Raw genomic sequence first — 26,175 nt, forward strand, 5'->3', positions numbered from 1 at the left:
AACAGTGGTGATAAAAATGAAAAAACATAAAAATATAGCCTTTCTCCTTATTTGCATTTTGATTGTAAGTGTACTTGTGTTTGTAATGAATTTAAAAAAAGAAACACCAGCTCAAAACATTAAAGAAGATACAGAAACGTCCTCCATTCGAGCTCACTACCATTTTACCGTACCTGATAAATGGAAAAACGATCCTCAAAGACCCCTTTATGTGAATGGGAAATATCATTATTACTATCTTTATAACCGTGATTACCCTCATGGAAATGGTACAGAATGGCGGCATGCAACTTCTGAAGATCTTGTTCATTGGCAGGATGAAGGTGTAGCCATTCCAAAATATACGACTGAAAATGGAGATCCCTGGTCAGGCTCAGTCGTCATAGATTGGGAGAATACAGCAGGATTTGGAAAAGGTGCTTTTGTTGCAATCGTGACACAGCCTTCAGCAGATGGAGGGAAGCAGGAACAATTTTTATGGTACAGCACCGACAAAGGACAAACATTCACTCCTTATGGAGATAAACCGATAATGGAAAATCCGGGAACACATGACTTCCGGGATCCAAAGGTGATGTGGGATGAGCGTGATGAAAAGTGGAAAATGGTCATGGCAGAAGGAACTAAAATAGGATTCTACGAATCAAATAACCTGATAAACTGGGAGTATACAAGTGGTTTTACGACCGAGGGAATGGGGATTGTAGAATGTCCAGATCTCTATCTTTTGCAAGCGGATGATGGGGCTTTAAAATGGGTGCTTGGTGTGAGTGCAAACGGACTTTCTACAAATCAGCCAAATACGTATGCTTACTGGATTGGTGATTTCAATGGGAAAGAATTTATTGCTGAACAGAACGATCCCAAATGGCTTGATTACGGGTTTGATTGGTATGGTGGAGTGACATTTGAAGATGGAGCAGAAAAAGATAACCTAACAAGACGCTATGCCTTCGCCTGGATGAATAATTGGGCATATGCCAATAACACTCCAACATTACAGGAAGATTTTAATGGGATGGATTCAATTGTCCGTCAAATAGAATTAAAACATGAAGATGACAATCACTATTACCTGGCCTCACAACCAATTGAAGCCCTGAACAAGTTGGAAACAACAACAGAATCAATCAAGAACATAAACGTAAATGGATCTAAAACTCTCCCATTAAAAGGAGATGTCTATCAACTAGAAGCTCATGTCTCATGGAAAAAGCTCAAAAACGTCGGCTTGAGACTACGTGAATCGGCTGATAAGAAGAAACATGTTGATGTCGGGATTTTCTATAACCCGGAGCAGCCTTATTTTTATGTGAATCGCTCCAATACAGGCCATCCTGATGAAAATCAGCAATTAGTAGAAAGTACATCACCATTTAACAAAAACAAGAAGGAAGTTCATCTGAAGATCCTCGTTGACACAACCAGCATTGAGGTTTTTATTGACGATGGGGAAAATGTGCACACACAAGTTATTTTTCCAGAAGAAAAGGATCAAGGAATCTCACTCTTTTCAGAAGGTGGAGAAGCCGTTTTTTCCAACCTTAAGCTCACATATCTGAAGTCAGCCAACAACTAGCAGACCAAATCTCTTGATGATTTGGTCTAACTCCCTTACCATTAAATAAAAAAATCATAAAACAATACTGAAACCTCTTCCTCTTTCATACGTACTAAAGATAAGGAGAGTGAAGGAAATGGATAATACGAATAAATTCCTTGCTTCATTAAATTATTTTAGTGTGTTTATTGCCCCATTTTTGTTACCTATCATTATTTATTTCGTTGTCGATCACCGCGAAGTGAAACAACATGCAAAAAAAGCACTCGTTTCACACATTATTCCGTTCTTATCTATCATAGGATTATTCATCACAATTTTCGTTGCAGCAGGTACTAGTTCTTCTGAAGATACCGTTTTTTTTAGCATGATTATTGGTTTTGTGTTAGTCGGATTAATCAATATCATTGTATTCATCTGGAACATTGTAAAAGGAATCAAAATTTTTACAAAAGAATCTTAAGGAGGAGTTTAGATGAAAGAGCAAAGAAAACGAATTTTAAGATTAGTAGAAGAAGGCAAACTTTCTGCGGAAGAAGCGTTATCCCTTATTGAAGCCTTAGAAAAAGAGGAAACACTAAAAGAAGAAAAAATGACCGCTTTGTCTACTGAGGTGTTGGGAAATAAGCAGTCAACTAATAACGACCACGAATCTGCAGATCATAAGCAATCAATAGGGAACAAATTAATGGATTGGGTTGATTCAGCAGTTAAAAAGGTAAAGGATATGGATTTGGACTTGAATTTTGGAAAATCAATTGGTCTCCAGCATATTTTTCAATTTCAAGGAGAATCTTTTCAAGATATTGATATTCAGCTTTCAAATGGTAGTGTTACCTTTGAACCTTGGTCTGAAAAAGATACTCGTGTTGAGTGTGATATCAAGGTGTACCGTGTTGAAAATACAGAGCAAGCAAGAGAAACCTTTTTAGCCGGGGTGGATTGTCAAATAGAAGGAAATCGTTTTATCTTCTTTACTGAGAAAAAGACGATGAAAATAAACTTGATGATTAAACTACCAGAGCAAGCATATGAACAAGTTAAAGTGAAATTGTTTAATGGACCGATTAGAGGGGAAGATTTAAAAGTAGAAGAAATAAAGGCAAAGACAGCAAACGGTGTTGTTTCATTTTCGTCACTTCATGGTGCGAAAGGGGAATTTGAAACAGCAAATGGGCAAATTAAACTATCAGATGTACAGTTTGATTCGCTTGAAATGGAGACAATTAGCGGTCATGTTCAATTTAACGGCTCCACTGGTAAATTGGATGCGCAAAGCTTTAATGGAAATGTACAACTTAAGCTTAGCGATGATCGATGTGAAACTTTATACGCAAAAACTGCCACTGGAAATATTGACATTACAGTTCCAGAAGAAAGTACAATCGTTGGAGAGTTAAAGTCAAATTTAGGATCTTTATCTGCGCAGCTTAAAGATGTTGAAGTATCTTACGAGAAAAATGAAACGATTCAGAAAGAGCTTAAGTTTCGCACAGCTCAGCAGGCTAAAATGTCTCTTTTTGCCGACTCGAAAACTGGGTCAATTGAGATTAAATAAATGAAGGATGATGGCGCATGAAGAAACTAACAAGATCTCGACAAAATAAGAAATTAACTGGAGTTTTAGGCGGTTTATCAGACTATATAGGAATGGATGCATCTTTATTACGTATTCTATTTGTTGTTGCTTTAATTTTTACAGGCTTCTTTCCAATGGGTATTATCTATTTGATTTCCATTTTCATCATACCGGAAGAAACGGATACCCTGTAAGATGATAAGGTGGATTGTGAGCATTCTCGTGAATGCTCTCATTTTAATTGTTGTTGCCGGATTTTTTGATTCTTTTCAGTTAAGTAGTTTTTGGGCAGCTATAGGAGCGAGTTTCATTTTGTCGATCCTCAATGTGCTGGTCAAGCCGTTTCTTATTCTCTTAACTTTACCAGTAACCGTTCTAACTTTAGGTTTATTTCTTTTTGTCATCAATGCTGTCACACTTATGATTACAGAAGGCTTGATGGGTGATGCATTTAATATCGATGGCTTTGGTGCGGCGTTACTTGCTGCTATCTTTATTTCAATCTTACATTTAATGATTCAAAAAGGGATTGTTGAACCGATGCAGAAAGATAAATAAACGTTTGTTTAAAAAGAGCGGAGCGTCATTTCGCTTTTTTTTGTAGGCTCTATTTCGTGAATTTTTTTCTATGTACTAAGTGTTGTGTAAGGTTGATTTCAGCTCCAGGTTGCTCGCTTTCCGTGGGGCGTGCGGTGAGCTTCCTCGGCGCAGGCGCCTGTGGGATCTCACCTGTCACGCTACTCCCACAGGAGTCTCGCACCTTCCGCTGAAATCAACCAAATTAGTTTTTGTTATAGAACCCTAATGACAACAACTTCTATTGTAAATTTCATATACATTGCTAATCCGAACTTTTAGAAAAACAATCTTATTTAAACTAGTAAAAAACATAATACCTGCACATACTAAGCTTGGGTGAGTAGCATGTATAAACAACGGCTTAACAAACTATTAATGATCACTTGTTTAACCTTTCTTTTACCTGCGATTGTACAGACTAGTGATAGTGGTATTCCGTCAATACCTGTGCAAGCTAGTGCTCCACAAAATTATTTTCATGCACATCAATACACCTCAACAGATAGAGGTGACATGATGGTAAGTGAAAATGCTACGAAAACAGAACCTCCCCGTTCTTATTCTCCGATCGGAGAGCGTGAATTTTCCAAAGAAAAATATCAGTCCTTAAGAAGTATGTATACAGCTGAAAATGAAACACATTCACAAGTTGAATTTCCTTATCATCGATTTGATGTAAAAGTACATCGAAATGTAAAACCGTCCGATAAAATCACCCTTTATTGGAAAGGAAAATCATTACCAGGAAGGCAAGTTACGATGTATGGGTGGAATGTTTTAGAGGGAAAATGGGTGGAAATTGAAGGTGTGGTAGCCGGTGATACTTCCATTGAGTTAAAAGGGACAGTAAATGTGGAAGATTTTGTGCAAAATCGAAAGGTAAGTGTAATTGTACAAGATCAACTTTCACAGAAATCAAAAAGCTATGATTATTCGTTTGTGTGGATGTCAGATACACAGTATTATTCGCAGGATTATCCGGCCGTTTTTAAATCGATTACGGAATGGATCGCTGAGAATAGAGATGTGATGAATATAAAATATGTTTTCCATACAGGAGATATTGTGAATAGAGGGAATGATGATCGTCAATGGAAAAGAGCAAGTGCTTATATGAACACGTTGGATGTCGCAAGAATTCCTTATGGTGTTTTGCCTGGTAATCATGATGAAGGCCATGACTTTCAGCATTATCAAGCACACTTTGGTGAACAAAGATTTAAGAAAAAGTCCTATTATGGTGGATCTTTCGAACAAAACCGGGGTCATTATGATTTGATTTCAGTTAATGGAAAAGACTATATCTTCGTTTATATGGGCTGGGGAATTGGAAAAAAAGAAATTGAGTGGCTAAATGAGGTTCTTGAACGATATCCAGATCGAACAGCCATTCTTTCATTTCATGAGTACTTGAAAAAGAATGGCGACAGAAGTCGTAAGGGTAATGAAATATATGAAAAAGTCGTCAAACCAAATTCAAATGTTGTTGCAGTGCTTTGTGGTCATTATCATAGCAGTCGACTTGCTGTTGATGAGCTTGATGATGATGGCAATGGTACAGTTGATCGGAAAGTTTATCAAATTCTTGCAGATTATCAAAAAGGTCCTGAAGGTGGAAGTGGTTTTGTACGCTTGCTCCATGTGGACGAAGAAACGAACACAATCGATGTAAGAACCTATTCGCCATACACAAATAAGTATCATTATTACAACCCTGACAAACATCCAAAAAAAGAACAATTTACCATGGATATTAATGTTGAAAAAACAAATAAAATGATTTCAACAACATACTTTGAATTGAATATTTACAAACAAGTTTCAACTCAAAAGGTTGCAGCTGGGAGCATGCCTTGAATGAAAGAAAGGGCAGTCATAGAAAGCGACTGCCCTAATTACTCATTTTACAATAATCGTTTCATATCCTTTTAATTTCAGTTCTTTAGCAAGTGCTTCTGCATTTTGTTTGTTCGCAAAGGCCCCAACTTGTACTTTGTAAAGAGAAGAAGAATCAGTTCTTTTTGTAAGTTTATAATACTGTTCAATTCCTCTTACAATTGCTCTAGCACATGTAAGACGATAACTGGAAGATCTAAGTAATGCAGCCTCTTCTTTGTTTGTCATAAATCCACATTCGCAAAGAATGGCTGTCATGGCTGTTTCTTTTAAGACATGGAAACTAGCTGTCTTCACGCCGCGGTTTTTTCGGTTTGTACGTTTAACGAGCTCTTGTTGAATAATTTGGGCTAACTCGTTAGCCGCTCTTGGTTTTGACTTATAAACATAGGTTTCAATTCCTTCAGCACTTGTCCATTCTTTCCCGTTACCATGAGCGTTTGCGTGAATGGATATATACACATCAACGTTCTCTCGATTTGCCTTTGCCGTTCTGTCGTGTAAAGGGACATCTCGTTGGTCAGAATGGGTAAATAAAACAGTAACACCTTCATAATTCAACAATAGTTTCTTCATATCGTTGGCCACCGCACGATTAAACTCATACTCCTTCATTCCATCCACTGTCCGCTTTCCAGGTGTTTCATATCCATGCCCTGCATCAATTGCAATTTTCATCAACATTCCTCCTAGTTATTTTTTCAATTGTTATATAGGGTTTTTTCAAAAATTAGTAGCGGACAAATTAAGCAAGCAGAATAGATTAATTTTTATTTTGGAAAGTATGACACTAGTGCTAGAATAGAAACAGAAGTTATAGTTTTTTTATGAGTTGTTGTTTTTCAACAAAGTTCTATAAAAATACTGATTTTGGTTGATTGAAGCGGAAGGTGCGAGACTCCAGTGGGAAGTGTGGGACAGGTGAGACCCCGCAAGCGCTAGCGCTGAGGAGGCTCACCGCCCACCCCACGGAAAGCGAGCAACCTGGAGCTTCAATCAACCAGGTACAATACTAATTATAAAGCAAAAAAGTTTGAGGAACGCATCACTTGCTTTTCATGTTCAAAAAGGAGGAAACATCATGCCAAAAGTTCGTACAAAAGATCTTGTTGATAAATTTAATTTTGAAATTGTAAGTGGAGAAGAAGGAATCAATCGTCCAATTACAACGAGTGATTTATCTCGTCCTGGAATTGAAATGGCCGGCTTTTTTACATATTACCCAAAAGAACGTGTTCAATTACTAGGGAAAACCGAACTATCGTTTTTCCATCAACTTACTGCTCAAGAAAAGAAACATCGTATGGACGAGCTTTGTACAGATATTACACCTGCGATTATAGTGACAAGAGAAATGGAAACTCCTCAAGAGCTGATTGATGCCTCTGAACGTGAAGGTGTTCCTGTGTTACGTTCTCCGATGAAGACAACCCGTTTGTCGAGTCATTTAACAAATTTCCTTGAAGGGAAATTAGCGCCAACAACTGCAGTTCATGGAGTATTAGTTGATATTTATGGAGTCGGGGTTTTAATTATAGGAAAAAGTGGAGTCGGGAAAAGTGAAACAGCTCTTGAACTAGTCAAACGTGGACATCGCCTTGTAGCAGATGATTGTGTAGAAATTCGTCAGGAAGACACAGATACTCTAATTGGTAGTGCCCCAGAGTTAATTGAGCATTTGTTGGAGATTAGAGGACTTGGAATCATCAATGTAATGACATTGTTTGGTGCAGGAGCGGTTCGGAGCTTCAAACGCATCACGCTTGTCATTAACCTTGAAATATGGGATCGAAACAAACAATATGACCGCCTGGGACTTGAAGAAGATAAAATGAGAATCATTGATACAGATATTACAAAGCTAACTGTTCCTGTTCGTCCTGGACGAAACTTATCCGTTATTATTGAAGTAGCAGCCATGAACCATCGTCTGAAAAGAATGGGTGTGAATGCGGCTGAGCAGTTTACAAACAAACTTGCAGGTGTGATTGAAGAAGGAGATCATGAAGAGGAATAATGCTCCTAATGAAGCTGAAAGATTATAGTGGAGTCGGAGATTGACCGATTCCACTCCTGTTAAATTTGGAAGAATCAGGTAGATATCATTACATAAAACAAGTAAAATAAGTATGATTGTGCCAAACAACATCTCCTGGTTGAAGGAAATAGAGAAAGTAACAATCATACGTAAAGGGAGATGAAGAAATGGAAGAGAGTATTAAGCCGCTTGATCCAATCGCTCTTGAATTAGGACCACTGCAAATTCACTGGTATGGTGTCATTATTGGTCTTGGTGCATTACTTGCACTGTTGATTGCAGTAAGAGAAAGTGAAAGACGCGGATTGCATAAAGACACATTTGTTGATCTTGTATTATTCGCGATTCCACTTGCCATTATAGGGGCAAGACTTTATTACGTTATCTTTCAGTGGGACTATTATTCTCAAAACCCGGGTGACATTATTAAAATTTGGCAAGGCGGACTTGCCATACACGGAGGATTAATCGCTGCTGTAATTACAGGGGCCGTTTTTGCCCGAGTGAAAAAGATTTCCTTTTGGAAATTAGCCGATATTGCGGCACCAAGTATTATACTAGGTCAGGCAATTGGTCGCTGGGGTAACTTTATGAACCAGGAAGCACATGGGGGACCTGTAACAAGAGAGTTTTTAGAAAGTTTATATTTACCGGATTTTATCGTGAATCAAATGTATATAAATGGTCAATATTATCATCCGACATTTTTATATGAATCATTATGGAGTCTTGTTGGATTTATTGGTCTTATGCTGCTTCGCAGGGCAAACTTTAGACGTGGAGAGCTTTTCCTGACTTATGTTATTTGGTATTCAATCGGTCGATTCTTTATCGAAGGACTTAGAACAGATAGCTTAATGTTGACAGATACACTACGTATTGCACAGGTTATTTCCATTGTTTTAATCCTTATTGCTGTAGGAGTTATGATTTTCCGCAGAATGAAGGGCCATTCAAATGAACGGTATCTAGATGCTAGTCAATAAACCCCTGGCCGATTAACTATTACACCAAGGGAGAGGGTTGAAGTGGTTAACAGTTTGAAAACAGGATTAAAGGCAGGATTGCAGACAACATGGACATTAGGAAAGATCATTTTCCCTATTACATTAATTGTAAGCTTGCTGCAATATACACCAATATTGGGTTGGGTTGTAAAGCTAATTTCACCATTGATGGGGATATTCGGGTTGTCAGGTGAAGCGGCAATCCCCCTTGTTATTGGAAACTTTCTAAACCTCTACGCAGGAATTGGAGCGATTTTATCTCTGGAGTTAACGGTGAAAGAAGTATTTATTTTAGCCGTTATGCTCTCGTTTTCACATAATTTACTCGTTGAGTCCTCGCTTGCAGTAAAGGTTGGATTAAAGTTATGGATCATTTTAATTGTAAGAATTGGTCTTGCCTTTATTTCGGCAATTGTCGTAAACCTTACCTGGCATGGTGGAGGCGAGACCGCACAGTATGGATTTGTAAGCCAAACAAGTGATATTCCAAACGGTTGGCTGGAAATCATCGGTCTTGTCTTACAAAAAGCAACACTTGGAGTTGTTCAATTAGCCTTAATTGTCATTCCATTAATGGTCATTATCCAATATTTAAAGGATTATGGCATTTTAAACATATTTACCCGTTGGATGGCTCCGGTAACGAGGATGCTGGGAATGAAGGAAAATACATCGATGACATTATTAGCCGGATTAACAATCGGGCTGGCATATGGAGCGGGTGTTATGATTCAAGCAGTCAAAGAAGATGGTGTTAGCTATAAGGATTTAACACTTGCCTTCATCTTTTTAGTCTCCTGTCATGCCGTTGTAGAGGATACGTTAATTTTTATTCCATTAGGAATTCCTGTTTGGCCCTTGCTTGTCATTCGTTTGTCGGTAGCTATTATCCTGACAATGACGATAGCCGCCATCTGGAGAAAGCTAGAAGCAGCACCAAGAAGAAAGGAAGCGACGTATGAAAATTAATACACTATTATTCGACCTGGACGGAACATTGATCAATACAAATGAATTAATCATAGAATCCTTTCTCCACACACTACATTCGTATTATCCGGATCAATATAAAAGAGAAGATGTCTTGCCGTTTATCGGTCCTACTCTTTATGATACGTTCACAAGTATCAACCCGGAGAAAACAGAAGAAATGGTAAAGGTGTATCGTAAGTTTAACCACGAACAGCATGATGTGCTTGTAACAGAATACGAAACAGTGTTTGAAACAATCAAGACGTTAAAGGAACATGGTTTCAAGCTGGGCATTGTAACAACAAAAATTCGCGATACCGTGAACATGGGCTTAAAGCTTACAAAGCTTGATCAATTCTTTGATGTTGTTGTTACTCTTGATGATGTAGAAAACGCAAAGCCACATCCAGAACCTGTTTTAAAAGCATTAGCACAGCTTGACTCGAAGCCTGAGGAAGCAATTATGGTCGGGGATAACCACCATGACGTGGAAGCAGGAAAAAATGCTGGTACACAAACAGCGGGTGTTTCCTGGAGTATAAAAGGTAGAGAGTATATTAGCAGCTACAACCCGAATTATCTATTAGAAAGAATGAGTGATTTACTTCCGATTGTTGGAGTGAAGTAAGGTGAGACGAACAACAAGATACCCTGTGTCAGGAGCCAACTCGCTTTGGCATGTGTATAAGACCGTCCCGTTTTGGAAGGTTGTTCGAAACTTTGTTGTTATTCAGCTTGCACGTTATACACCATTTTTAGGCATGAAAAATTGGCTCTACCGTACCTTCTTACACATGAAAATCGGTGATCAAACATCGTTTGCCCTTATGGTAATGCTGGATGTGATGTTTCCGGAAAAAATATCAGTCGGAAGAAACAGCGTTATCGGCTATAACACAACCATTCTTGCTCATGAATATTTGATTAAAGAATACCGGCTTGGTGATGTTCACATTGGTGACGAAGTGTTATTAGGAGCAAACACAACCATCCTGCCGGGTGTCAACATCGGCGACAATGCCATCGTTTCAGCAGGAACGCTTGTGCATAAAGATGTCCCGGCAGGTGCCTTCGTCGGTGGAAATCCAATGAAAATCATTTATACAAAAGAAGAGCTGGCAAAAAAAGAAGAAGCTGCTAGTACTAACTAGCGGCTTTTTCTTTTAGCTGTTTATCTTATAAAATTTCATACTTCTTATTCTTTAGTTAGGACATCTTTAGCAGAAACTATTTAGGTTGATTGAAGCGGAAGGTGTGAGACTCCTGTTCGAAATGCAGAAGAGCCTTGAACAGCCCCGACAAGCATAAGACGATTTAGAATAGAAGGCGCTCTTTGCCTTCAATTCTAAATTGGCTTATGACCTCGAGGGGCTAGGCGCTGGAGCAAGACACGGGAGGTGCGAGACAGGTGAGACCCCACAGGAGCTTGCTCCGAGGGAGGCTCAGCGCTCGCCCCGCGGAAAGCGAGCAACCTGGAGCAGCAATCAACCAACACAACACTACTTACATAGTATCCAGGTATAAAACTGACTTAATCAAACGTTTGTTTAAACACTAAAATATCAGAATAATATGTAAACTAAACAAATTTCACCTAATAAATAGTAAATCCTTGAAATTCCATCTTTACTTTGGTAGTATATTAGCATATTAGCGAAGTAAAGGATTCTGAAAATTAACTTAGTATTCAATAACGGGGGTACTGACACAAATGTTTATGTTTGAAAAACCGCTTGGAATGGTTGATACATTACCAAATCTATATGAAGTAAAAAAGAAAACTCGCAATGAAATGACAAGTGAAATTGAAAGCTGGGGATTTGAATTTATTGAAACACCAACATTGGAATATTACGAAACTGTTGGTGTTCAATCAGCCATTTTAGATCAGCAGCTTTTTAAACTACTAGATCAACAAGGCCATACACTCGTGCTTCGTCCAGATATGACAGCACCAATTGCACGTGTCGCAGCTTCAAAACTATTTAACAATCTATATCCGCAACGACTTGCTTATTCAGCCAATGTATTTCGCGCTCAACAGCATGAAGGAGGACGTCCGGCAGAATTTGAACAAGTTGGTGTAGAGCTGATTGGTGATGGCACCTCAAGTGCGGATGCAGAAGTAATCGCGCTAATGGTTTCAGTATTAAAGAAAGCAGGCTTAGCTAATTTCAAAATTGCGATCGGACATATCGGCTATGCAAATGCGTTATTTAAAGAAGTATTAGGAAACCAGGAACGAGCAGATGTATTAAGAAGGTTTCTTTATGAGAAAAACTATGTTGGCTATCGTGAGCATGTTAAAAGCTTACCTTTATCATCCATTGATAAAGAGAGGTTGTTTACATTATTAACGCTTCGTGGAGGTATTGACAAAGTAAATGAAGCAAAAGAACTTGTTACCTCACAGGAAGCATTGAGCTCTCTTGAAGAGATTTCACAAATTTGGAGTGCACTTGAGGCTTATCAAGTAACAGATTATTTAAAGCTGGATTTAAATATTGTCAGCCATATGAGCTATTACACAGGTGTTTTATTTGAAGTGTATGCTGACAATGTCGGCTTCCCAATTGGAAATGGCGGCCGCTATGACCACTTATTTGAAAAATTCAACCGTGCTGCACCTGCAACAGGATTTGGTCTGCACTTAGATCGTTTAATTGAAGCTCTAAACGTTACAGAAGATGCAACACTTCAATGTGTGATATACAGCCAGGAACGACGTGCAGAGGCAATCTCTTTTGCGACAGAGCTAAGACAGTCAAATAAACGAGTTGTCATGCAGGATATTACTGGTATTAAAGATGTTGATGCGTATACAAAGAAATTCGAAGAAGTCAGTTATTTTATCGGTTCAAGAAAGGAGGAGCTGTAAAATGAGTCAACAGTTAACAATCGCGATGCCAAAAGGGAGAATTTTTGAAGAAGCGGCAGATATGCTTCGAAAAGCAGGCTATCAGCTTCCTCCTGAATTCGATGAATCAAGAAAATTAATTTTAGACGTTCCAAACGAAAATATTCGCTTCATTTTAGCGAAGCCGATGGATGTTGTGACATATGTTGAGCATGGAGTTGCAGATGTTGGAATTGCAGGGAAAGACGTCATGCTTGAAGAAGATCGTGACGTGTATGAGGTGCTTGATCTGAAAATCAGTGAGTGCTATCTTGCTGTAGCAGGTCTTCCGGATACGAAGATTTCTAATGTCGCACCAAAAGTGGCAACAAAATATCCTAAGGTAGCATCAAGCTACTTCCGCGAGCAAGGGGAACAGGTGGAAATTATTAAATTAAACGGGTCCATTGAGCTTGCTCCTTTAATAGGATTAGCAGAGCGTATTGTTGATATAGTATCAACAGGTAGAACATTAAAGGAAAACGGGTTAGTCGAGCTTGAACATATTTGTCATATTACATCCCGTCTCATCGTAAATCCGGTAAGCTACCGAATGAAGGATGAACCAATTGATGAATTAGTTGAGCGTCTATCAAAAGTAATTGGGGGCTAATCGATGAAAATTACGACAATTACAGATAAAAAGGTTAGTTTAAGAAGAACGATCGATACAGGAACAGAAGAGCAACGTAAAACTGTTCAATCGATCATTGCAGACGTCCGTGAAGAAGGCGATGCTGCGTTATTTTCCTACACAGAAAAATTTGATCGTGTTTCACTAGATTCCTTAAAGGTAACGGAAGCTGAATTTGCAGCAGCCTATGAAGCATTAGATCAAGAATTAATAGATATCATCCGCGAAGCTGGATCCAATATTCGTTCTTTTCATGAAAAACAAAAGAGAGAATCTTGGTTTAGCTACAATGAAGAAGGAACGATGCTCGGACAGAAAATCACGGCACTTGACGCAGTTGGCGTGTATGTACCAGGTGGAACCGCAGCCTATCCTTCATCTGTATTAATGAATGTCATTCCTGCTCAAGTCGCAGGTGTAAAACGAATTGTGCTAGTATCACCGCCAAATCAACAAGGAACTCTTCCTGCAGGTGTACTCGTTGCAGCAAAGGAGCTTGGCATTCAGGAATTGTATAAAGTGGGTGGAGCACAAGCGATTGCAGCACTAGCATATGGTACAGAAACAATTGCTGCTGTTGATAAAATCATGGGTCCTGGAAACATCTTTGTAGCCTTAGCAAAACGAGAAGTGTTTGGGAACGTTGATATCGACATGATCGCAGGACCAAGTGAAATTGTTGTGTTAAGTGATGAAACAGCAAGAGCAAATGAGATTGCAGCAGATCTGTTATCACAAGCTGAGCATGACAAACAGGCATCAAGCATTCTTGTGACAACATCAATGAAGCAAGCAGAAGAGGTAAAAGCTGAAGTCGAACGACAAGTCGATACATTACCGAGAAAAGAAATTGCGAAGGCTTCAATTGAAGCGTATGGACATATTTATGTTGCTGAAGATCTTGAAACAGCGATTGCGGTTGTAAATGAACTTGCCCCTGAGCATCTTGAAGTTCTGACAGAAAATCCAATGGCAAGCCTGAATGAAATCCGCCATGCAGGAGCTATTTTCCTTGGCCGTTATAGCTCAGAGCCTGTTGGTGATTATTTTGCAGGTCCTAACCATGTTTTACCAACAAATGGGACAGCTCGTTTTTCAAGTCCTCTGAATGTTGATGACTTTATAAAAAAATCAAGCATTATTCAATATAGTGAGAAAGCATTCCACAACAATTATGCAAAGGTTGCGAAACTAGCGAGATTAGAAGGCTTGGAAGCACATGCTCGTGCGATGGAAGAAAGGCTTAAATAGGAGGAAAACGAAATGACAAGAACAGCTTCAATTAAACGTGATACAAAGGAAACCCAAATATCTTTGTCCTTTTCAATTGATGGAGAAGGTCAATCTTCTTTAAAAACAGATGTACCATTTATGGATCACATGCTTGACTTGTTTACAAAGCACGGGCAATTTGATTTATCAGTTGATGCAAATGGTGATGTTGAAATTGATGATCACCACACAACAGAGGATATTGGCATTTGCTTAGGACAGGCCATCCGTGAAGCATTAGGAGATAAAAAAGGAATTAAACGCTACGGAAGTGCATTCGTTCCGATGGATGAGGCATTGGCACAAGTTGTTGTTGATCTAAGTAACCGACCACATCTTGAGTTCAGAGGAGAACTCCCAAGCACGAAAGTCGGAACATTTGATACAGAGAATGTCCATGAATTTCTTTGGAAGTTCGCATTGGAAGCACGTATGAATTTACACGTTATTGTCCACTATGGCCGCAACACACACCATATTATTGAAGCGATTTTCAAAGCATTAGCAAGAGCGCTTGATGAAGCGACAATGGTTGATCCACGTATGGAAGGGAAGCTTCCTTCAACGAAAGGGATGTTATAAGCATGATCGCGATTATTGATTATGGCATGGGGAATCTGTATAGCGTCAGCAAAGCGTTGGAACGGATGAATGTGGACTATATTTTAACGAGTGATCAAGAAGAACTTGCCAAAGCTGACGGTTATATTTTACCTGGAGTGGGTTCATTTAACGATGCGATGTCCATCTTGAATGAAACAGGATTAACTCAGTTTATTCAAAACGTGGTATCTGAAGGAAAGCCGTTATTAGGAATTTGCCTTGGTATGCAGCTGTTATTCAATGAAAGTATTGAAAATGGTGAAGCAAAAGGTCTTTCTCTCTTACCTGGCAGGGTCATTCGTATTCCTGAGTCTGTAAACGGTGAATCATACAAGGTACCACATATGGGTTGGAATAACTTGACGATTCGTAACGAAAGTCCTCTATTAGCGGGAATATCCAGTGGTTTTGCTTATTTTGTTCACTCGTATTATGTGGATGCAGCTGATGAAGATACATTGTTAGCGACAGCAAGCTACAGTGTTGAGGTACCGGCAGTTGTAGGGCGCGGCAATGTGTACGGAACACAGTTTCATCCAGAAAAAAGCAGTGAACTGGGGCTGGCCATTTTAGAAAACTATATCAACATGGTGGAAGGAGAAAAACGATGAGTCATTTTATCATTTATCCGGCAATCGATATGCGCGGTGGAAAATGTGTTCGATTGCTTCAAGGAGATTATAACAAGGAAACAGTTTATGGTGATTCTCCTTTTGATATGGCAAAGCAATTTGATGATCAAGGAGCAAGCTGGATTCACATGGTTGATTTAGACGGTGCGAAAGAAGGAAAGCTTGTGAATCATCAGCATGTCATTAACGCTGCTGCGAAACTATCAGCGAAAATCCAAATTGGCGGCGGAATTCGTACAGAGGAAGATGTTGAGTATTATCTATCAAATGGTGTAGACCGTGTTATTTTAGGAAGTGCGGCAATCTCAAATCCTGATTTTGTGAAAAAAATGCTCGCTGCATACGGTGAAAAGATTGCTATTGGTATTGATGCAAAAGACGGCTATGTCTCAACAGAAGGCTGGCTAAATACATCAAATGTAAAAGCAACAGATCTTGGAAAAGAGCTGGCAAACGCTGGTGCTGAAGTATTTATTTTCACAGATATTGCAACAGACGGTATGCTATCCGGTCCAAATGTGGAGGCAGTTGTGGAGATGGCAAAAGCAACTGGTAAACAAGTAATTGCTTCAGGAGGAGTTAGCTCTCTTAAAGACTTGGAAACTCTTTCCGAATACAAACAAACTGGTGTGGCTGGTGCGATCGTTGGAAAAGCTTTATATACAAATCAATTCAGTTTGCCTGACGCATTAAAGGTAGGCGCATCATCATGATTACTAAGCGTATTATCCCATGCCTTGATGTAAAAGAAGGACGTGTTGTCAAAGGTATTCAGTTTTTAGGATTACGAGATGCCGGTGATCCTGTAGAGCTTGCGAAGTTTTATGACCAAGAAGGAGCAGATGAGCTCGTTTTCTTAGATATTTCTGCTTCACATGAAGGACGTAAAACAATGGTTGATGTTGTTGAACAGGTTGCAGCACAGCTTGCGATACCGTTTACGGTTGGCGGTGGGATTAACTCATTGGAGGATATGAAGCGCATCCTGCGTGCCGGAGCTGACAAAGTTTCACTTAACACAGCGGCATTATTAAATCCAGATTTAATTACAGAAGGAGCCGGCTTTTTTGGTTCACAATGTATTGTTGTCGCTATTGATGCTAAATACGATGAAGAGTTAGGCAGCTGGAGAGTCTTTACACATGGCGGCAGAAATGCAACAGAATGGGAAGTTGTCGAGTGGGCCCAGGAAGCAGTGAAGCGTGGAGCAGGTGAAATTCTACTCACAAGCATGGATAGTGATGGCGAAAAAAGCGGCTTTAATCTTGCGCTCAATAAGGCTGTGAGTGAAGCTGTAACGGTTCCGGTCATTGCCTCTGGTGGTGCAGGAAACGCAGAACACTTTTTACATGCCTTTCAAGAGGGGAAAGCAGATGCCGCATTGGCCGCGTCTATTTTTCACTATAAAGAAACATCCGTGAAGGAAGTCAAAGCATATTTAGATCAACAGGGGGTGAATGTACGATGATAGAATCTATTAAGTTTGATTCAAATGGTTTAATTCCTGCCATCGTGCAAGATGCAGCTAGCAAGGAAGTATTAACGTTAGCTTATATGAATGAAGAATCACTGCAAAAAACGATTGAAACAAAGGAAACATGGTTTTACAGCCGTTCCCGTCAAGAGTTGTGGCATAAAGGGGCTACAAGCGGTAACACTCAAAAGGTTGTGGAAATGAGATATGACTGTGATCAGGACGCCATTTTAGTCCTTGTACAACCTGCAGGACCAGCATGTCATACAGGAGCCTACACTTGCTTCAGTGAGACAATCGATAAGCAAGAGGTACAAGCTTCCCAAGACCGTTTCCAAATCTTAAATACGTTAGAAGCGTTAATTGCAGAGCGTGAAAGTGCGCTTCCAGAAGGCTCTTATACAACATACCTATTTACTGAGGGTGTTGACAAGATTTTGAAAAAGGTCGGTGAAGAAGCCGGCGAAGTGATTATTGCAGCAAAAAACCGTGATCACGGTGAGTTAAAATGGGAAGTAGCTGATTTATTATTCCACTTGATGGTGTTATTACGTGAACAGAAGCTTCCGCTGGATGATGTGTTGGAGGTACTTGAAGAACGACATATTGGGAAATAATGAAGAGGGCTGTCTCCATTCAATGGGTTTAGGACAGTCCTCTTTTCATTGCTTAGAAATTAATAAAATCCTTGAACTGTGGATAAGCGCTTCGACATCCAGCTCCAGCGCCTAGCCCCTCGAGTCATAAGCCAATTTAGAATTGAAGGCAAAGAACGCCTTCTATTCTAAATCGTCTTATGCTTGTCGGGGCTGGTCAAGGCGCTTCCGCTTTTGTTCTTTAATGTTGTTTTGATAAGTAATCCCGATTCACAGCTTGAGGAGGCCGTTCAAACCAATTGTTTTTGATCATAATATTAGCGGAGTCTTCTGCATATGATCCAATGTCTTTCATCATTTTTAAATATTTAACCGATAAATCACGTCGCATTGCTAATGCTAACGAACCCCCAATATTACCTAAGCCAATACTATTTAATGAGTTAATATGAAAAAGCATTAATTTATCTGAGAATGGAGCAACTGTAGAATCAGTGACCTCTGTATCCCATGTCCTTGGGGATGGTAACGAACATTCCTCTAAAAGACGTCTGAGAGTTTCCATTATAGCGGAAGCAATGTCAATTCCACGCACAAAATGATTTCGTAATTCTTCTGTTCTGGCTGTTTGTGAAAAACCCATTAGTAATGCTTTCCCTAAAGCATTATTCGTATGGTTCATGGAGATATGGGCAATTTCCGTGGCTGTTAAGGTACGCCTATCACCAAACCAACCGCGAAGAAATCCCTGGTGCTCTACCATAGTCGCTTTATCAGGTTTTGCCAGGTTAGGTGTGCGAAGATACAATCCTTTGGAAAGCTCAATTTCCTTTGCCATTTCCTGAACCTTGGCAGCTTCAGTTAAATAATGAGTATAGATCTCACGCAGATCTTTCCTTGCAGACATTGTAAGGGCCATAGCATCAGCCGCGATGGCAGCCTTTCCTAAATTTCGAATAAAATAAAGGATATAGGGATCAGAAAATAATCTTGGTGCATTCACCTTTACATCCCGTTCTGAAAAACCGATGGGAAGAGGATACTTTTCCTTATGAAAAATCCCGGTTAATGTTCCGATATGCTCCTCACACTTTGCTAGGGCTATGTCAAGAAGCCCTTTTATTTCCGAATCCTCAACGATCTGGCTAAAGTATAGTAAAACTGGCTTACTCGCACTTTCCGACATATACGAAGCCCACAATGCACCTATTTCAGAAGCTGTAAGCTCTATATGATGAGGTGATAACTCTTCTTGATTCATTCATAAATCCTCCTGACGTTGTACTACTCCTATTCTTCGCTTTTTTAAAGTGAATATTTGTTGTTTTATCATTTGGAAGTATTTTTCCAAATCAGGTATGTAACGTCTTTAAATTTTACCTACTACTTTGTAAGCACATCTTGTGGTATACTTACGTACGGTGAAATGAATGAAATGGAGGATTTCAGTGGGAAAACAATTGAGCAAACAACAAAAAAACGCACAGGTTGTCCCGTTTCTCCAAGATGGACAATATTATTATAATAAAGGTCTTAAGGCATACCGAGAGCAAAACTATCAAAAAGCAAGTAAATATCTACAAAAGGCTGTTGACCTGGATCCGATGGATTCTGTCAAACTCTCCCAGCTCGCCACAATCTATACAGATATGGGAAAATACAGTCAATCAAATGAATTGCTTTCATATATACTTGATGAACTTGATAAAGATATGACGGAATGTCACTACTTTATGGCAAACAATTACGCACATCTTGGATTATTTCAGGAAGCATATAAATGTGCAACAGAGTACTCAAAAATAGATCCGTACGGTGAGTTTACTGAGGAAAATGAAGATTTGATTGATCTTTTAACAATGGAGGACGATGATGAAGAGCCATTTTTAAAAGATCCTGATGATTTAATTCTAAAGCAAGATGCAGCGAAGTCTCTTTTAGAATCGAGCCAGTTTGAAGAGGCTATTAACCTGCTTGAAGAAATTGTGGAAGAATATCCTGAATTTTGGTCGGCTCACAATAACTTATCTTTAGCTTATTTTTATGTGGGAGAAGTGGAAAAGGCGAAGCAATACTTGCAAACTGTTCTGGAACGAAATCCTGGCAATCTTCATGCATATTGTAATCTTTTAGTTTTTTATTATTATGAACGTCAGGACGACAAGGTCCAAGAAATTGCTAAAGTATTATCAAATGTTCATCCACTTATATTCGAGCATCGTTATAAGCTGGGAGCAACATTCGCTTTAGTAGGACATTACCCAATTGCCTACAGATGGCTTCGCTCGCTCTATAAACAAGGCTTTGAGGGAGATGAAGTCTTTTATTACTGGTTATCCTATTCTGCTTATTTTACAGGGAATGTCGCCTTTGCTGAGCAAATGTGGGAGCGGGTAATAAAGGAGAACAAAGACAAAGAGGGCTCAGAACCGTGGAATGTGACAGGAGATGCTAAACACCGTGTAGGAAGCATGACACTTGAGGAGCGCCTATACGCAATTTTTCTTGCCATTCAAACAAACAATTTAAATGAGATTCAGCAATATCAATTATCAACGGTACCACAATCACAGCTTGAAAAGGAATTCGTTAAATTTGCCTTATCAAATAATGATAGTACAGACGATAAAATGATCTCATTCTATCAAATTGCAAACTCATTATTTGTTCACTCAGAACAAGATGAATTATTTTTATTTTCTTTCAGAATTCTAATGAAGCTTTATAAAGATAATATCACCTTACAAAATCATCAAGGCTGGGCTGCAGCACTGGACTATGTATGGAGAAACAAGACAAATCAACCAATAAGTCAGGCAACGATCGCATCCCAATACGGAACAAGCGTCGCTACCGTTGGGAAATATGCAAAACTTGTCAAAAGCCTACTACCTTAAAAACCCGCCACTTGGCGGGTTTTTTGGTCCGGAGGGACAGGTTCGTTGTCCCGGTCCTGCTGTGGGTCAGAGGGACAGGTTCATCGTCCCGGTTGAAGAATAAAAACGGGAAAACGGAGTTATTTGCGATTTTAAAATTTTGTTTCCGATTAAGGAAATATATTTGCTATTTCTGAATTTTATTTGCGGTTTTCAACAATTTATTTTCGATTAGACAAATTCCTTCCAAAATCGACATAATTCTGTATCTGCGCTTCCCTTCATGAGCAAAAAAATGGCATCATTCTCTTTAATTTAATACGATGTGTATAGCACAAATTAATTGAAGGGTATTTGTCTTCTAAAAAAAGCAGATAATCAAAGTAAAGGTGTAATCGAAGGAGTGAACAATCATGTCAGAAGAAAAAATTTATGACGTTATTATAGCAGGAGCAGGTCCAGCGGGAATGACGGCGGCTGTTTATACATCACGTGCCAACCTGTCAACACTTATGATTGAACGCGGCGTTCCGGGCGGTCAAATGGCAAATACGGAGGAAGTAGAAAATTATCCTGGTTTTGATCACATTCTCGGGCCTGAACTATCAACAAAAATGTTTGATCATGCGAAGAAATTCGGAGCAGAATATGCATATGGAGATATTCAGGAAATCGTAGATGGAGAAGAATACAAAATTGTCAAAGCGGGAAAAAAAGAATACAAAACAAGAGCCGTTATTATTACAACAGGTGCAGAATACAAGAAAATTGGCGTCCCTGGTGAAAAAGAACTTGGTGGACGTGGAGTTTCTTATTGTGCGGTTTGTGACGGGGCATTCTTTAAAGGAAAAGAACTGGTTGTAGTAGGCGGAGGAGATTCTGCCGTAGAAGAAGGAGTATACTTAACTCGCTTCGCTTCAAAGGTAACAATTGTTCACCGTCGAGACGAACTAAGAGCTCAAAAAATTCTTCAACAACGTGCGTTTGATAACGAAAAAGTCGACTTTATCTGGAATCACACAGTAAAAGAAATACACGAGAAAGACGGTAAAGTTGGAAACGTAACATTAGTGAATACCCAGAATGGTGAAGAACAAGAATTCAAAACAGACGGTGTATTCATATACATCGGCATGGTTCCATTATCAAAACCGTTTGTAAATCTTGGGATTACAAACGAAAATGGATACATTGAGACAAATGATCGTATGGAAACAAGAGTTCCAGGGATCTTTGCAGCTGGTGATATTCGTGAAAAAATGCTTCGCCAAATCGTTACAGCAACTGGTGACGGAAGTATTGCAGCTCAAAGTGCACAACACTATGTAGAGGAATTAGCTGAAAAATTAAAGGCTGTAAAATAAGCGGGACGGAATTGTAAAAGGCTGTCGAAAGATGATTAACAATTTCGTAATTGTGTTTTAACTCTGTTGTAACATGAGTGAAACAATTATGAGGTACTATATAAATAGTAATTGACCCCCTTTTATAAATAGACTTATTTTAGAGCATGGGCGCCCTTTCCCATGCTCCCTTTTTTTGTCGTCTTCTGTTTTTATTTTTCTTTTGAAAAAATGAAACAGTTTTCTTTTACAAACGTATATACATTAGTAAATCCTCTTCTTAGAATTTTTCTCTCGTAAAACAATAAAAGAATAACTAACCTTGCCACCCCTGTAACATCGTGATTTTTTATTGCAAATCACCAATCCTGTTCGTTGTGAAGATAATTTGAAATATAGTATAATGGAAGAAAAAGTACGTTGCTAGAAACAGTAATGTTCTATGGGAAATTGAGGTGAAGAATTTGCAAAGAGTAACCAACTGCGTCTTAATGGAAGGAAATAAAGTTCTTCTCCTGCAAAAACCTAGAAGAGGCTGGTGGGTAGCTCCTGGTGGAAAGATGGAGTTAGGAGAATCGGTGAAGGATACGGTCACTCGTGAATTCCGTGAAGAAACGGGCATATATATTAAAAACCCACAGCTTAAAGGGATCTTTACCTTCATCATTAAAGATGGAACAGATATTGTATCAGAATGGATGATGTTTACGTTCTTAGCAACAGATTACCAAGGAACAAATGTATTGGAATCTGAAGAGGGAACGATTACTTGGCATGATAAAGATGTTATTCAGGATTTGCCAATGGCACCTGGTGATCATCACATCTTGGATTATGTGATAAAGGGAACAGGAATGCTTTATGGTACTTTTACATACACACCTGATTATGAGTTACTTTCCTACCGCTTAGATCCACAATAAGACGGGGATATCAGATGTGTGGCATATTTTCTTACAAACGTACATGAGCAAAAGGGAAAACATGGTAACGTTAAAATAAACGATGGAGAAGAAAGAGGGGAGGATATGAAATGACGATTGAACAAAATGATCAGCAGACACCACAAGAGGTGCAAATGGTGATTATTACAGGTATGTCCGGGGCAGGTAAAACAGTTGCCATTCAAAGCTTTGAAGACTTAGGATATTTCTGCGTGGACAACTTGCCTCCAACTTTATTACCAAAATTCTTAGAGTTAATGAAAGAGTCAGGCGCGAAAATGAATAAAGTGGCACTTGTAATGGATCTTCGTGGAAGAGAATTTTTTGATAGCTTGTTTGAAGCTCTTGATGATTTAGCGGAGAATGCATGGTTAACACCACATATCTTGTTTTTGGATGCAAAAGACTCAACTCTCGTGACAAGGTACAAAGAAACCAGACGTTCCCACCCGTTAGCATCAAAGGGTCTTCCATTAGAAGGAATTGGCCTTGAAAGAGAACTTCTTGAGGAATTAAAAGGAAGAGCACAGCTTATTTTCGATACATCTGATCTAAAGCCGCGAGAGCTAAGAGAAAAAATACTAAAACAATTCTCTTCAAGTGTTGAGCATACATTTACGGTAAATGTTACATCATTTGGGTTTAAATACGGTATTCCAATTGATGCAGACCTTGTCTTTGATGTACGCTTTTTACCTAACCCGCACTATATCGATCATATGAGACCAAAAACTGGTTTACAGGAAGAGGTTTCTTCCTATGTGTTAAAATGGAATGAAACTCAGAAGTTCTTAGAAAAGCTGCAAGATCTGCTCACGTTTATGCTGCCTTACTATAAGCGTGAAGGCAAAAGTCAACTCGTTATTGCGATTGGATGTACAGGAGGACAACATCGCTCAGTAACATTAGCTGAATACATTGCCAATTACTATAAAAATGACTACCACACTCAAGTGTCACATCGAGACATTGAGAAAAGAAAGCATCATTAAAGTAATGGCAGAAACATTACCTAAGGTAGTCATCATCGGCGGCGGTACAGGATTATCGGTTTTATTAAGAGGCTTAAAGAAATTTCCTGTTGATATTACTGCGATTGTAACTGTTGCCGATGATGGCGGGAGCTCAGGAAGGCTCCGAAATGAATTAAATATCCCACCTCCTGGAGATATTCGCAATGTATTAGCAGCATTATCTGATGTTGAACCTCTCGTTGAAGAGCTGTTCCAGCATCGTTTTAACAAAGGAAATAATTTAATTGGTCATTCGTTAGGAAACTTAATCCTGGCGGCAATGACGAACATTACCGGTGACTTTGTCCATGCGATCAGAGAAATGAGCACAGTGTTAAATGTGAGGGGAAAAGTATTGCCGGCTGCAAACACAAGCGTAGTTTTGCATGCAGAGATGGAAGATGGAACCGTTGTGTCAGGAGAATCAAAGATTCCTTTTTCAGGAAAGAAGATTAAGCGGGTGTTCCTCAGTCCGAATAAGATTGAACCACTGCAGGAAACGGTTGATGTGATTCGGGAGGCTGATTTAATTGTCGTCGGACCCGGCAGCTTATATACAAGTATTTTACCGAATCTTCTTGTTCCAAAAATAGGGGAAGAGGTTCGCAAAGCAAAAGCAAAAAAAGTGTATATTTGTAATGTAATGACACAAGCTGGCGAGACGTTGGATTTCTCTGCTAGTGATCATGTAAAAGCTTTATACGATCATATGCAGGAATCTTTCATTGATACAATTCTTGTCAATGAAGAGGAAATTCCGGCACACATTAAATCTCTTTATGAGGAGGAACTCGCAAAGCCGGTCCATTATGATATTGAGAACCTAAAGTCACTTGGGCTGGAAGTGTTAACAGATAAAATTGTAAGTTATGAAAACAATGTGATAAGACATGATACAAACAAGGTAGCTAAGCTATTATATGGAATTCTACAACATGAGATGACATGAGTTCCTGGTAAAGAATGGGGGTGCAGAAATGTCATTTGCATCTGAGACGAAAAAGGAATTAACCAACTTAGAACTAAAACCATGCTGTTTGAAAGCAGAACTTTCAGCACTTATTCGAATGAATGGATCACTTTCATTTTCGAATCGTATGCTTATCTTAGATATTCAAACGGAAAATGCAGCGATTGCAAGAAGAATTTATACTCTTCTAAAAAAACAATATGAAATATCAGTCGAACTGCTTGTTCGAAAAAAGATGCGCTTAAAGAAAAACAATGTCTATATTGTGCGTCTTGTTGAGCGAGCAAAAGAGATTTTAGAAGATCTTAATATTCTCAATGAAGGTTTTACATTTTATAGAAGTATTTCTGAAGACCTGGTGAAGAAGAAATGTTGCAAGCGCTCTTATATTAGAGGAGCCTTCCTTGCAGGAGGGTCTGTGAATAATCCGGAAACTTCATCCTATCACCTTGAAATTTTCTCACAATATAAGGAACATAATGATTCTCTTTGTGAGTTAATGAATACATTTGAATTAAACAGTAAAACTTTGGAACGTAAAAAAGGATTTATTACGTACTTAAAGGAAGCCGAAAAAATTACAGAATTTTTGAATATCATCGGCGCACATCAGGCATTACTTAGATTTGAAGACGTTCGAATTGTCCGGGATATGCGGAATTCTGTTAATCGTTTAGTCAACTGTGAAACAGCCAATCTAAACAAAACAATAGGAGCTGCTCTTAGACAAGTTGAAAATATTCGCTTTATTGATGAAAGAATTGGTTTAGATGCTCTACCGGATAAATTGCGGGAAATCGCAAGACTCCGAGTAGAATACCAGGATGTTACACTAAAAGAGCTTGGAGAAATGGTTTCAAGCGGTACAATTAGCAAATCAGGCATTAATCATCGCTTAAGAAAGCTTGACGAAATAGCTGAACAACTTAGATCAGGCCAGCCGTTATCTATAAAATAATAATAAAAAGGAAGAGGAGATTACCATGGTTGAAAAGTTAGTTGAAGTAAATCTAAAAACAGGTTTACAGGCACGTCCAGCAGCATTATTTGTACAAGAGGCGAATCGCTTTGCATCAGATATATTTTTAGAGAAAGATGGAAAAAAAGTAAATGCAAAGAGCATTATGGGTTTAATGAGTTTAGCTGTTAGCTCTGGAGCAGAAATCAACCTTATTGCTGAAGGCAGCGATGAGCAGGAAGCTGTAGACGCATTAGCTAAGTTTGTTGAACAAGAAGGGTAATAACAAGACACACCGAAGTTTACAGGCGGTGTGTCTTTCTGTTTAGAAG

28 protein-coding genes are annotated in these 26,175 nt (G+C 39.0%); 26 read left to right on the plus strand and 2 right to left on the minus strand.

The window, feature by feature from the left end; all coding sequences use genetic code 11:
* The first annotated feature begins 16 nt into the window (after positions 1–16).
* The 6 genes from HWV59_RS22420 to HWV59_RS22445 all read left to right on the plus strand — a co-directional run bounded on the left by HWV59_RS22420 (position 17) and on the right by HWV59_RS22445 (position 5,576).
* Positions 17–1,579, plus strand: a complete 1,563-nt coding sequence (locus HWV59_RS22420) for a glycoside hydrolase family 32 protein (protein WP_175640329.1) — start codon at positions 17–19, stop codon at positions 1,577–1,579.
* A 118-nt stretch (positions 1,580–1,697) separates the two neighbouring features.
* Positions 1,698–2,024, plus strand: a complete 327-nt coding sequence (locus tag HWV59_RS22425; protein WP_175640330.1) for a DUF4870 domain-containing protein — start codon at positions 1,698–1,700, stop codon at positions 2,022–2,024.
* A gap of 12 nt (positions 2,025–2,036) precedes the next feature.
* Positions 2,037–3,119, plus strand: coding sequence for a DUF4097 family beta strand repeat-containing protein (locus HWV59_RS22430; RefSeq protein WP_102232934.1), 1,083 nt, complete (start codon positions 2,037–2,039; stop codon positions 3,117–3,119).
* A gap of 17 nt (positions 3,120–3,136) precedes the next feature.
* On the plus strand, positions 3,137–3,334 hold the full coding sequence (locus tag HWV59_RS22435; protein WP_102232935.1) for a PspC domain-containing protein: 198 nt from the start codon (positions 3,137–3,139) through the stop codon (positions 3,332–3,334).
* Between the two features lies 1 nt (position 3,335).
* Positions 3,336–3,698: a phage holin family protein gene (locus HWV59_RS22440; RefSeq protein WP_102232936.1), complete on the plus strand. Its 363-nt coding sequence runs from the start codon at positions 3,336–3,338 to the stop codon at positions 3,696–3,698.
* A gap of 366 nt (positions 3,699–4,064) precedes the next feature.
* Positions 4,065–5,576: a metallophosphoesterase gene (locus tag HWV59_RS22445; RefSeq protein WP_175640331.1), complete on the plus strand. Its 1,512-nt coding sequence runs from the start codon at positions 4,065–4,067 to the stop codon at positions 5,574–5,576.
* Positions 5,577–5,618: 42 nt separating this feature from the next.
* Here the strand turns inward: HWV59_RS22445 and HWV59_RS22450 are convergent, their stop codons facing one another.
* On the minus strand, positions 5,619–6,293 hold the full coding sequence (locus HWV59_RS22450) for an N-acetylmuramoyl-L-alanine amidase (RefSeq protein WP_175640332.1): 675 nt from the start codon (positions 6,291–6,293) through the stop codon (positions 5,619–5,621).
* Between the two features lie 403 nt (positions 6,294–6,696).
* Between HWV59_RS22450 and hprK the strand changes: the two genes are divergently transcribed.
* From hprK to hisIE, 13 genes are all read left to right on the plus strand, one after another.
* Positions 6,697–7,632, plus strand: a complete 936-nt coding sequence (gene hprK / locus HWV59_RS22455; protein WP_175640333.1) for an HPr(Ser) kinase/phosphatase — start codon at positions 6,697–6,699, stop codon at positions 7,630–7,632.
* Positions 7,633–7,820: 188 nt separating this feature from the next.
* Positions 7,821–8,639: a prolipoprotein diacylglyceryl transferase gene (gene lgt, locus HWV59_RS22460; RefSeq protein WP_175640334.1), complete on the plus strand. Its 819-nt coding sequence runs from the start codon at positions 7,821–7,823 to the stop codon at positions 8,637–8,639.
* Between the two features lie 42 nt (positions 8,640–8,681).
* Positions 8,682–9,629: a nucleoside recognition domain-containing protein gene (locus tag HWV59_RS22465; RefSeq protein ID WP_175640335.1), complete on the plus strand. Its 948-nt coding sequence runs from the start codon at positions 8,682–8,684 to the stop codon at positions 9,627–9,629.
* Complete coding sequence (gene ppaX / locus HWV59_RS22470) at positions 9,619–10,260, plus strand: pyrophosphatase PpaX (protein WP_175640336.1); 642 nt, start codon at positions 9,619–9,621, stop codon at positions 10,258–10,260. The genes HWV59_RS22465 and ppaX overlap by 11 nt, the downstream gene beginning before the upstream one ends.
* A 1-nt stretch (position 10,261) precedes the next feature.
* Complete coding sequence (locus HWV59_RS22475) at positions 10,262–10,783, plus strand: acyltransferase (protein ID WP_175640337.1); 522 nt, start codon at positions 10,262–10,264, stop codon at positions 10,781–10,783.
* A 566-nt stretch (positions 10,784–11,349) separates the two neighbouring features.
* Positions 11,350–12,510, plus strand: coding sequence for an ATP phosphoribosyltransferase regulatory subunit (locus HWV59_RS22480; RefSeq protein ID WP_175640733.1), 1,161 nt, complete (start codon positions 11,350–11,352; stop codon positions 12,508–12,510).
* A 1-nt stretch (position 12,511) separates the two neighbouring features.
* Positions 12,512–13,141, plus strand: coding sequence for an ATP phosphoribosyltransferase (gene hisG, locus HWV59_RS22485; protein ID WP_102232427.1), 630 nt, complete (start codon positions 12,512–12,514; stop codon positions 13,139–13,141).
* A gap of 3 nt (positions 13,142–13,144) precedes the next feature.
* On the plus strand, positions 13,145–14,413 hold the full coding sequence (gene hisD, locus HWV59_RS22490; protein ID WP_175640338.1) for a histidinol dehydrogenase: 1,269 nt from the start codon (positions 13,145–13,147) through the stop codon (positions 14,411–14,413).
* 12 nt (positions 14,414–14,425) lie between these two features.
* Positions 14,426–15,016 carry an imidazoleglycerol-phosphate dehydratase HisB gene (gene hisB, locus HWV59_RS22495; RefSeq protein WP_102232429.1) on the plus strand — a complete coding sequence of 197 codons (591 nt, stop codon included), beginning with the start codon at positions 14,426–14,428 and terminating at the stop codon, positions 15,014–15,016.
* Positions 15,017–15,018: 2 nt separating this feature from the next.
* Positions 15,019–15,648, plus strand: a complete 630-nt coding sequence (gene hisH, locus HWV59_RS22500) for an imidazole glycerol phosphate synthase subunit HisH (protein ID WP_175640339.1) — start codon at positions 15,019–15,021, stop codon at positions 15,646–15,648.
* Complete coding sequence (gene hisA / locus HWV59_RS22505) at positions 15,645–16,382, plus strand: 1-(5-phosphoribosyl)-5-[(5-phosphoribosylamino)methylideneamino]imidazole-4-carboxamide isomerase (RefSeq protein WP_175640340.1); 738 nt, start codon at positions 15,645–15,647, stop codon at positions 16,380–16,382. The genes hisH and hisA overlap by 4 nt, the downstream gene beginning before the upstream one ends.
* Entirely contained in the window at positions 16,379–17,137 is a 759-nt protein-coding gene (gene hisF / locus HWV59_RS22510; protein ID WP_102232432.1) for an imidazole glycerol phosphate synthase subunit HisF, read from the plus strand. The genes hisA and hisF overlap by 4 nt, the downstream gene beginning before the upstream one ends.
* Positions 17,134–17,760: a bifunctional phosphoribosyl-AMP cyclohydrolase/phosphoribosyl-ATP diphosphatase HisIE gene (gene hisIE, locus HWV59_RS22515; protein WP_175640341.1), complete on the plus strand. Its 627-nt coding sequence runs from the start codon at positions 17,134–17,136 to the stop codon at positions 17,758–17,760. Before hisF ends, hisIE begins: the two co-directional genes overlap by 4 nt.
* A 220-nt stretch (positions 17,761–17,980) precedes the next feature.
* Here hisIE and HWV59_RS22520 read toward each other — a convergent pair whose 3' ends face one another.
* Positions 17,981–19,000 (minus strand): DUF3231 family protein, encoded by a 1,020-nt coding sequence (locus HWV59_RS22520; protein WP_175640342.1) that lies wholly within the window; start codon positions 18,998–19,000, stop codon positions 17,981–17,983.
* A 187-nt stretch (positions 19,001–19,187) separates the two neighbouring features.
* On the opposite strand from HWV59_RS22520, the gene HWV59_RS22525 reads away from it, so the two are divergent.
* From HWV59_RS22525 to HWV59_RS22555, 7 genes are all read left to right on the plus strand, one after another.
* On the plus strand, positions 19,188–20,636 hold the full coding sequence (locus HWV59_RS22525) for a tetratricopeptide repeat protein (RefSeq protein ID WP_175640343.1): 1,449 nt from the start codon (positions 19,188–19,190) through the stop codon (positions 20,634–20,636).
* A 392-nt stretch (positions 20,637–21,028) separates the two neighbouring features.
* Positions 21,029–21,979 carry a thioredoxin-disulfide reductase gene (gene trxB, locus HWV59_RS22530; protein WP_175640344.1) on the plus strand — a complete coding sequence of 317 codons (951 nt, stop codon included), beginning with the start codon at positions 21,029–21,031 and terminating at the stop codon, positions 21,977–21,979.
* Positions 21,980–22,413: 434 nt separating this feature from the next.
* Positions 22,414–22,881 (plus strand): 8-oxo-dGTP diphosphatase, encoded by a 468-nt coding sequence (locus tag HWV59_RS22535; protein ID WP_102232439.1) that lies wholly within the window; start codon positions 22,414–22,416, stop codon positions 22,879–22,881.
* Positions 22,882–22,991: 110 nt separating this feature from the next.
* Entirely contained in the window at positions 22,992–23,894 is a 903-nt protein-coding gene (gene rapZ, locus HWV59_RS22540) for an RNase adapter RapZ (RefSeq protein ID WP_102232440.1), read from the plus strand.
* A gap of 4 nt (positions 23,895–23,898) precedes the next feature.
* Positions 23,899–24,864, plus strand: coding sequence for a gluconeogenesis factor YvcK family protein (locus tag HWV59_RS22545; protein ID WP_102232508.1), 966 nt, complete (start codon positions 23,899–23,901; stop codon positions 24,862–24,864).
* Between the two features lie 28 nt (positions 24,865–24,892).
* Entirely contained in the window at positions 24,893–25,843 is a 951-nt protein-coding gene (gene whiA, locus HWV59_RS22550; RefSeq protein WP_175640345.1) for a DNA-binding protein WhiA, read from the plus strand.
* A gap of 25 nt (positions 25,844–25,868) precedes the next feature.
* Positions 25,869–26,126, plus strand: coding sequence for an HPr family phosphocarrier protein (locus HWV59_RS22555; RefSeq protein WP_102232442.1), 258 nt, complete (start codon positions 25,869–25,871; stop codon positions 26,124–26,126).
* The last annotated feature ends 49 nt before the right edge of the window (positions 26,127–26,175 follow it).

The sequence above is a fragment of the Metabacillus schmidteae genome, from assembly GCF_903166545.1.
Taxonomy (GTDB): domain Bacteria; phylum Bacillota; class Bacilli; order Bacillales; family Bacillaceae; genus Metabacillus; species Metabacillus schmidteae.

Coding starts and splice junctions, on each gene's coding strand:
- HWV59_RS22420 (WP_175640329.1), top strand. CDS start 17: ATGAAAAAACATAAAAATATAGCCTTTCTCCTTATTTGCATTTTGATT.
- HWV59_RS22425 (WP_175640330.1), top strand. CDS start 1,698: ATGGATAATACGAATAAATTCCTTGCTTCATTAAATTATTTTAGTGTG.
- HWV59_RS22430 (WP_102232934.1), top strand. CDS start 2,037: ATGAAAGAGCAAAGAAAACGAATTTTAAGATTAGTAGAAGAAGGCAAA.
- HWV59_RS22435 (WP_102232935.1), top strand. CDS start 3,137: ATGAAGAAACTAACAAGATCTCGACAAAATAAGAAATTAACTGGAGTT.
- HWV59_RS22440 (WP_102232936.1), top strand. CDS start 3,336: ATGATAAGGTGGATTGTGAGCATTCTCGTGAATGCTCTCATTTTAATT.
- HWV59_RS22445 (WP_175640331.1), top strand. CDS start 4,065: ATGTATAAACAACGGCTTAACAAACTATTAATGATCACTTGTTTAACC.
- HWV59_RS22450 (WP_175640332.1), bottom strand. CDS start 6,293: ATGAAAATTGCAATTGATGCAGGGCATGGATATGAAACACCTGGAAAG.
- hprK (WP_175640333.1), top strand. CDS start 6,697: ATGCCAAAAGTTCGTACAAAAGATCTTGTTGATAAATTTAATTTTGAA.
- lgt (WP_175640334.1), top strand. CDS start 7,821: ATGGAAGAGAGTATTAAGCCGCTTGATCCAATCGCTCTTGAATTAGGA.
- ppaX (WP_175640336.1), top strand. CDS start 9,619: ATGAAAATTAATACACTATTATTCGACCTGGACGGAACATTGATCAAT.
- HWV59_RS22480 (WP_175640733.1), top strand. CDS start 11,350: ATGTTTGAAAAACCGCTTGGAATGGTTGATACATTACCAAATCTATAT.
- hisG (WP_102232427.1), top strand. CDS start 12,512: ATGAGTCAACAGTTAACAATCGCGATGCCAAAAGGGAGAATTTTTGAA.
- hisD (WP_175640338.1), top strand. CDS start 13,145: ATGAAAATTACGACAATTACAGATAAAAAGGTTAGTTTAAGAAGAACG.
- hisB (WP_102232429.1), top strand. CDS start 14,426: ATGACAAGAACAGCTTCAATTAAACGTGATACAAAGGAAACCCAAATA.
- hisH (WP_175640339.1), top strand. CDS start 15,019: ATGATCGCGATTATTGATTATGGCATGGGGAATCTGTATAGCGTCAGC.
- hisA (WP_175640340.1), top strand. CDS start 15,645: ATGAGTCATTTTATCATTTATCCGGCAATCGATATGCGCGGTGGAAAA.
- hisF (WP_102232432.1), top strand. CDS start 16,379: ATGATTACTAAGCGTATTATCCCATGCCTTGATGTAAAAGAAGGACGT.
- hisIE (WP_175640341.1), top strand. CDS start 17,134: ATGATAGAATCTATTAAGTTTGATTCAAATGGTTTAATTCCTGCCATC.
- HWV59_RS22520 (WP_175640342.1), bottom strand. CDS start 19,000: ATGAATCAAGAAGAGTTATCACCTCATCATATAGAGCTTACAGCTTCT.
- trxB (WP_175640344.1), top strand. CDS start 21,029: ATGTCAGAAGAAAAAATTTATGACGTTATTATAGCAGGAGCAGGTCCA.
- rapZ (WP_102232440.1), top strand. CDS start 22,992: ATGACGATTGAACAAAATGATCAGCAGACACCACAAGAGGTGCAAATG.
- HWV59_RS22545 (WP_102232508.1), top strand. CDS start 23,899: ATGGCAGAAACATTACCTAAGGTAGTCATCATCGGCGGCGGTACAGGA.
- whiA (WP_175640345.1), top strand. CDS start 24,893: ATGTCATTTGCATCTGAGACGAAAAAGGAATTAACCAACTTAGAACTA.
- HWV59_RS22555 (WP_102232442.1), top strand. CDS start 25,869: ATGGTTGAAAAGTTAGTTGAAGTAAATCTAAAAACAGGTTTACAGGCA.